The organism is Bacillus sp. H1a (genome assembly GCF_000633475.1).
Lineage (GTDB): Bacteria > Bacillota > Bacilli > Bacillales > Bacillaceae_G > Bacillus_A > Bacillus_A paramycoides.
Map to the genome: position 1 here is coordinate 20,709 of NZ_AYMH01000089.1, position 6,967 is coordinate 27,675.

General features: G+C 36.9%; 6 protein-coding genes. 1 reads left to right on the forward strand and 5 read right to left on the reverse strand.

Annotated features, from left to right (window positions below):
- Positions 1–97: 97 nt before the first annotated feature.
- Positions 98–1,327, forward strand: coding sequence for an aminopeptidase (locus U860_RS0129370; RefSeq protein ID WP_025151283.1), 1,230 nt, complete (start codon positions 98–100; stop codon positions 1,325–1,327).
- 43 nt (positions 1,328–1,370) lie between these two features.
- Here the strand turns inward: U860_RS0129370 and U860_RS0129375 are convergent, their stop codons facing one another.
- The 5 genes from U860_RS0129375 to gabT form a co-directional block, all read right to left on the reverse strand.
- Positions 1,371–1,859 carry a DUF4352 domain-containing protein gene (locus tag U860_RS0129375; RefSeq protein WP_025151284.1) on the reverse strand — a complete coding sequence of 163 codons (489 nt, stop codon included), beginning with the start codon at positions 1,857–1,859 and terminating at the stop codon, positions 1,371–1,373.
- Positions 1,860–1,987: 128 nt separating this feature from the next.
- Entirely contained in the window at positions 1,988–2,311 is a 324-nt protein-coding gene (locus tag U860_RS0129380; RefSeq protein WP_000263262.1) for a multidrug efflux SMR transporter, read from the reverse strand.
- Between the two features lie 47 nt (positions 2,312–2,358).
- On the reverse strand, positions 2,359–3,810 hold the full coding sequence (gabD, locus tag U860_RS0129385) for an NADP-dependent succinate-semialdehyde dehydrogenase (RefSeq protein ID WP_025151285.1): 1,452 nt from the start codon (positions 3,808–3,810) through the stop codon (positions 2,359–2,361).
- Positions 3,803–5,170, reverse strand: coding sequence for a sigma 54-interacting transcriptional regulator (locus tag U860_RS0129390; protein ID WP_025151286.1), 1,368 nt, complete (start codon positions 5,168–5,170; stop codon positions 3,803–3,805). The genes gabD and U860_RS0129390 overlap by 8 nt, the downstream gene beginning before the upstream one ends.
- Positions 5,171–5,476: 306 nt before the next feature.
- A complete protein-coding gene (gene gabT, locus U860_RS0129400; RefSeq protein WP_025151287.1) occupies positions 5,477–6,841 on the reverse strand; it encodes a 4-aminobutyrate--2-oxoglutarate transaminase in 1,365 nt (454 codons plus the stop codon).
- Positions 6,842–6,967 lie beyond the last annotated feature (126 nt).

Genomic DNA, 6,967 nt, shown 5'->3' on the forward strand with positions numbered 1-6,967 from the left:
TTTGAGCTCTCTTTTTACGTTATACTTATATATATTTTTTGAATTTTCTTGTATTATATATAGTAAGAAATCTTTCAAACTAAAGGAGATTATACATATGTCATTTGAACAAACGTTAGAGAAATATGCTGCCCTTGCAGTTAATGTTGGTGTTAATATTCAGCCTGGACAAACTTTATCAATTAGCGCACCTCTAGAAGCTGTACAATTTGTACGCCTAGTTACAGAAAAAGCATATAAATCTGGTGCAAAACACGTATATGTTGATTGGAATGATGAGACGTTAACACGCTTAAAGTTCGATCTAGCTCCTGAAGAAGCTTTCTCTGAATTCCCTTCTTGGAAAGCACATGCTCGTGAAGAATTAGCAAAAGAAGGTGCTGCATTTATGTCTATTTATGCAGAAAACCCTGATTTATTAAAAGGCGTAGAACCAACGCGCATCGCAACAGCTCATAAAGTAGCTGGTGAAGCAATGAAAGTATACCGTGATTACGTACAAGCAGATAAAGTAAGCTGGTGTGTAATTTCTGTTCCTACGAAAGAATGGGCTGCGAAAGTATTCCCTGATGTAGCACCAGAAGAACAAGAAACAAAACTATGGGATGCTATTTTCAAAGCTACTCGTGCTGATTTAGAGAATCCTGTGGAAGCATGGAAAGAGCATGACGAAACGCTACATACAAAAGTTGATTACTTAAACGAAAAACATTATAAAGCTCTTCACTATACAGGTCCTGGAACAGATTTAACGATCGAACTTCCAGAAAAGCATGTATGGGCTGGTGCTGGTAGCCTAAATGAAAAGAACGTACCATTTATGGCTAACATTCCAACTGAAGAAGTATTTACAATGCCACTTAAAACAGGTGTAAACGGCCAAGTGTCTAGCACAAAACCGTTAGCATTTGCAGGTAACATTATCGATAACTTTACATTAACATTTGAAAATGGACGTATCGTAGACTATAAAGCTGAAGCTGGTGAAGAAGCTTTAAAACATTTAGTAGAAACAGATGAAGGTTCTCACTTCTTAGGAGAAGTAGCTTTAGTACCTCATAACTCACCAATTTCAAACACAAATATTTTATTCTACAATACGCTATTTGACGAAAATGCATCTTGCCACCTTGCAATCGGAAATGCTTATGCATTTAACTTAGTTGGCGGAAAAACAATGTCTAAAGAAGAACTTGCTGAAAATGGTGCAAACGCTAGTATTACACACGAAGACTTCATGATTGGCTCAGCTGAGCTTGATATCGACGGTATTACAGCTGATGGAAGACATGAGCCTATCTTCCGTAAAGGTAACTGGGCATTTTAAATTAACCAAACTAAAAAACACATTGGATGATCCAATGTGTTTTTTAGTTGTTCGGCTTCAATTCAAATTTTATCGTTCTATTCTCATGTGTAAACTCAGGCCTATACGTAGCAATATACGTAGTTTCTTTATTTACATCAAATAGCATGATGTCTTGGATTTTTTCATCTGGTGCTACCTTTTTACTAATGAAGCTATCATATTTATATTCTTTAAATTTTGTACCTTTCTTATCTGTAATCTCAAATTCGTAAAATGCAAAAGGTATTTCCTTTTTACTATTATTTTTCACTGTGAAAACAATCCCTAAAATATCATCTTTCTTTTTATCTATAGTGTAATCTGGATATCCTAATTGAACTGAATCGAGAGTTACTTGCAAACCATCTACATCTACTGTCTCACCTATTTTATAAATTTTTTCTTGAACGTTCTCTTGTTTACTTTCATTACTATTTTTAGTGTCCGCACAAGCACTTAAACTAAAAGCTATACCACAAATTAAAACAATTTGACTCACCTTTTTTAACATACTCTTTCCTCCACATAAGACAACATTTCATATGTATCATAACAAAACCCTCGGCTTCCCCTTGTCATATTTTGTCATATAAAATATTAAACAAAAGAAAAAGGCCATCTTTTACAAAAGATAGCCTTTCATGATGCCGATGACACTTTAAGTCCAATTACCCCTAAAACAATAAAGAGAATACAAAATGCTTGGAATAAGCTAATATGCTCTTTAAAGAAGTACACACTAATGATTGTAATAAGGAGTGTTCCTACACCAGACCAAATTGCATAAGCAATGCTTAAATGAATCTTTTTAACAACGATGGCAAACACGCTGAAACAAATACCATAGAATACGAAAATAAGTACACTTGGAACAAGCTTTGTTAAGCCGTTCGATAATTTCATCGCAATTGTTCCAGCTACTTCAAAAATAATTGTTACGAGTAATAATAGCCAATATACCATACTAGAATCTCCTTCTCTGTTACCTTATCGAGATTCTAGTATACTACTTATAGTCCTAATGAAATATATTTAATTTCTAAATATTCCTCGATACCGAAATGGCCTCCTTCACGGCCGATACCACTTTCTTTAAAGCCACCAAATGGCGCTTGTGCAACTGATGGAAGTCCATCATTTAAACCGATAATACCATACTCTAACGCCTCGCTAATTTGGAATGCTTGGCTAATGTCTTTTGTGAAAATATACGCAGCTAAACCGTATGGTGTATTATTCGCTCGCTCGATTACTTCTTCAACTGTTTTAAATTTCGCAACCGGTGCAACTGGTCCGAATGTTTCTTCATTCATGCAAAGCATTGTATCATTCGCCAATCCAATTACAGTTGGTTGAATGAAATGTCCATCTAATTCTGCAATTTTGTGGCCACCATATAAAACTTCGCCACCTTTTTGAATTGCATCTTCAATATGTTCTTGCACTTTTGAAATTGCATTTGCATCAATAAGTGGTCCTACAGTTGTTCCTTCGCCGAATCCGTCTCCCACTTTAAGCTGACCTACAGCTTTTTGGAACTTTCCTGCAAATTCTTCGTACACTCCTTCTTGGACAAATACTCGGTTCGTACATATACACGTCTGTCCTGCGTTACGGAATTTCGAACCAATTACCGCTTCTACAGCCTTATCTAAATCAGCATCATTCATAACAATAAATGGTGCATGACCACCTAACTCAAGCGAAACCTTTTTCATCGTTTGCGCAGCACTAGCCATTAATTCTTTCCCAATTTCAGTTGATCCTGTAAAGGAAACTTTTCGAACGCGATCATCTTCCATCCACGTATCAGCAATTGCTTTTGCACTACCTGTTACAATATTTATTACACCTTTTGGAATATCTGCTTCATGTGCTAATTCAGCTAACTTTAATGCAGTTAATGGTGTTTGACTCGCTGGTTTCACAACCGCTGTACAGCCCGCTGCAAGCGCTGGAGCTACCTTTCTCGTGATCATAGCAGCTGGGAAGTTCCACGGTGTAATAGCCGCCATTACTCCAACTGGTTGTTTCATTACTAGAATGCGTTTATCTGGATGAGAAGCTGGAATCATTTCACCGTATATTCTCTTTCCTTCTTCTGCATACCACTCAACAAAACTATTTGCATAATTCACTTCACCAAGTGCTTCCGCAAATGGTTTCCCTTGTTCTCTCGTCATAATCGCTGCAATCTCTTCTTTATTTTCATCAATAAGTGTAAACCACTTTTTTAACTTTGCTGCACGATCTGCTGCTGTTAATTTTGACCATGATTTAAAGGCTTCCTGTGCAGCGTCAACAGCTTGCTTTGCCTCTGTTACTCCGCCTCTAGGTACAGTTGCAAATACTTCTTGTGTTGCTGGATTGTTAATTTCAATTTGTTCTTGTAACGTAATCCACTCGCCATTTATATACATTGCCTTTTTATCTAAGTTTACGAACGTCGCTTTTTTATCCAATGTTTTCTTCCTCCTCTATGAACTTCTTAATCTTCCTAGTGGCAGCAGATTGACTTATTTGCAAAAACTCAGCCACTTTATAACTTGATCCATACGTTTTATACGCTTTAAGAATAATATTTCTCTCTACCTCTTCCAGCATTCTATATAGACTTTGCCCAGATTGTTCAACTGTGGCCTCTTGCATAGATAGTGGCAAATCTTCTACCGTTACAAAATCATCTGCAGTGATAACAATTCTTTCAATTACATTCTCTATTTCCCTATTGTTTCCTTCCCATGGATATCCGACAAACATTTGTAACGTACTAGGAGCTAGCTTCACGTCACGTCCGTACTTTTTATTAAAATGATGTAAATAATGATAGACTAGCGGCAATATATCTTCTGTCCGCTCACGAAGTGGAGGAATTGAAATTGGTATTACATTTAGGCGGTAATACAAGTCCTTCCTAAATGTCCCCTCCTTTACCATTTCGCTTAAGTCCCTATTCGTGGCCGCGACTATACGAACATCTACTTTTTTTAAATCTCTTCCTCCTACCGGCCGAAATGTTTTCTCCTGTAATACTTGTAGAAGTTTTGACTGAATTTCAAGCGGCATTTCACCAATTTCATCTAAGAAAAGAGTTCCTTTATGCGCTGATTCTAAAAGCCCCTTTTTCCCTTCACGATTTGCACCTGTAAAAGACCCACCTGAATATCCAAAAAGCTCAGATTCAATTAAATTCGTCGGCAATGCCGCACAATTAATTTCATAAAAGCTTTCATTTTTCCGGTGACTCACCTCATGCAAATGGCGTACTAACCGGCTTTTTCCTACTCCCGTCTCACCTAGTACGAGAACCGTACTATCCACCACAGAAACCTTTTTGATTGTTTCGACTATTTTTTGCATAGCGATGCTTTTAAAAATAAGTCCTTCATGTTCATACGTTTCTCTTAATTCTTTTTTATATGTCTTTAACTGATTATCCATTTCCTCTACCTTTTTGCGTAATTGGTAGAGTTCGGTAAGATCTCGGGAATAACTAATAACTCGTCTTAAATTACCTTGTTCATCAAATACTGGCCTTGTACGAACATGTAAATATTCTCCTGATTTCGTTGTTTGAACGAGTTCTACAGGCCTTTTCTTTTCAATTACTTCTAACGTTGCAGATGGATAAAAAATCCCTTCTTTTTGTAACTCTTGTACATGCTTTCCTACTAATTCCTTAGCAGAGAGCTGGTAATGTCTTTCACACATGCTATTTACACGTACAACGATTCCTTTATCATCCGTAACAAAAATTTCGTCAAATGCATATTCAAATACATCTTGTAAATCCATCAACACTCGTTCCTTTTCTGCAACCATCCTAGCCACTCCCTATTTCATATCCATCGATTCACTTTACTACCTTTATTATAAAGTGAATTTTCTGCATTTTATATAGAGTAAGCTAGAATGTTTTCAATTTGTTATTTATACAAATCTATTTATATTTTTCAGCACATAATTCGCTGCCTTGAAAAATACAGAATGCGATCGCAACCATACCTTCACTTTGTTTTAGCTTGGCACGGGGCAGGAAAAGGGGCTGATCGATTCTATGCATAGTCAGACGCCCTCTTCTGCCTAAAAAGAAAAGCTTTATACCCTTTTTTAAGTTATCTCAATTCTTTATACACGAGCGATATTTGCTTGCTCATAACAAGCTTGCAATGATTCTTCAATTATTGTTAAACCTTCCTCAAGTTGCTCATCTGTAATAACTAATGGCATTAACACACGGATAACATTTCCATATGTTCCTGCTGATAATAGAAGAAGCCCACGTTTATTTGCTTCTGCACATAAATTAGAAGTCAATACTTTATCTGGTGCCTTCGTCTTGCGATCTTGAACAAGCTCAAATGCACACATCGCTCCTAAGCCTCGTACATTACCGATACAATTATATTTATTTTTCATCTCTTCAAATCGATTCATTACTACTTTTCCGAGTTCAAGAGCTCTATCATTTAATTTTTCCTTTTCTATTACATCAAGAACAGCTAATGCTGCAGCGCAACCTAATGGACTTCCAGCATATGTTCCTCCTAATTCTCCTGGCGCAGACTCATTCATAATTTCTTTACGCCCAATTACACCACTAATCGGTACGCCGGCGCCTAATGATTTTGATACCGTAATTAAATCTGGAACGACATCATAATGATCAATGGCAAAGTATTTTCCTGTACGACTAAAACCAGTTTGAATTTCATCCGCTACAAATAAGATGCCGTGTTCTGAACAAATGCGGCGAACTTCTTGAACAAACTTCTTACTTGGAACGATAAATCCACCTTCTCCTTGAACTGGCTCCATTACGACAGCTGCGATTGTTTCTGGTGCTACTTCTGATATAAAGAAATTCTTAAACTCTTCAATGATAAAATCATCATACTGCTCTTCTGTTAATCCTTCTGGACGGCGGTATTCATATGGGAATGGCGCTTTATATACTTCTGGAGCAAATGGGCCAAATCCAAATTTATATGGTTTTACTTTACTCGTCATCGTCATTGTCATTAATGTACGGCCGTGAAACCCTTTAGAAAATGCGATAATACCAGGTCGTTTCGTATATTTACGAGCGATTTTTACCGCATTTTCGACCGCTTCGGCACCACTGTTTAAAAACAATACTTGTTTATCAAAGCTCCCCGGTGCTAATGCTGCAAGCTTCTCCGCCAATTCAATATACGGCTCATACATCATTACATTGAAACCAGTGTGAATATATTGATCTACTTGTTTATGAAGCGCTTCTTTAACAGCAGGATGACAATGCCCTACATTAATTGTCCCAATTGCTCCAGCGAAATCAATGAACTGATTTCCATCCACATCTGTTACAAGTGCGCCATTTGCAGACTGTACAAATGTTGGAATTCCATTACTTACCCCTTTTGGCACTATATTTTGGCGGCGTTCTAATAAAGATGCTGCTTTCGGTCCTGGAATTTGTTCATTTACTTTAGCAAATTTTTTTGTGTTCATTGCGTACCCCATCCTTTTCTATACAATGTTTTCTCTTTTTATTGCAAGATGTGTGCCAACTCACCCTATCTAGTGTTCATCCCCATTCTCTTAATATCTTTGCATAAAAATAAGTCTATAAAGACT

Coding starts and splice junctions, on each gene's coding strand:
- U860_RS0129370 (WP_025151283.1), top strand. CDS start 98: ATGTCATTTGAACAAACGTTAGAGAAATATGCTGCCCTTGCAGTTAAT.
- gabT (WP_025151287.1), bottom strand. CDS start 6,841: ATGAACACAAAAAAATTTGCTAAAGTAAATGAACAAATTCCAGGACCG.
- U860_RS0129375 (WP_025151284.1), bottom strand. CDS start 1,859: ATGTTAAAAAAGGTGAGTCAAATTGTTTTAATTTGTGGTATAGCTTTT.
- U860_RS0129390 (WP_025151286.1), bottom strand. CDS start 5,170: ATGGTTGCAGAAAAGGAACGAGTGTTGATGGATTTACAAGATGTATTT.
- U860_RS0129380 (WP_000263262.1), bottom strand. CDS start 2,311: ATGGTATATTGGCTATTATTACTCGTAACAATTATTTTTGAAGTAGCT.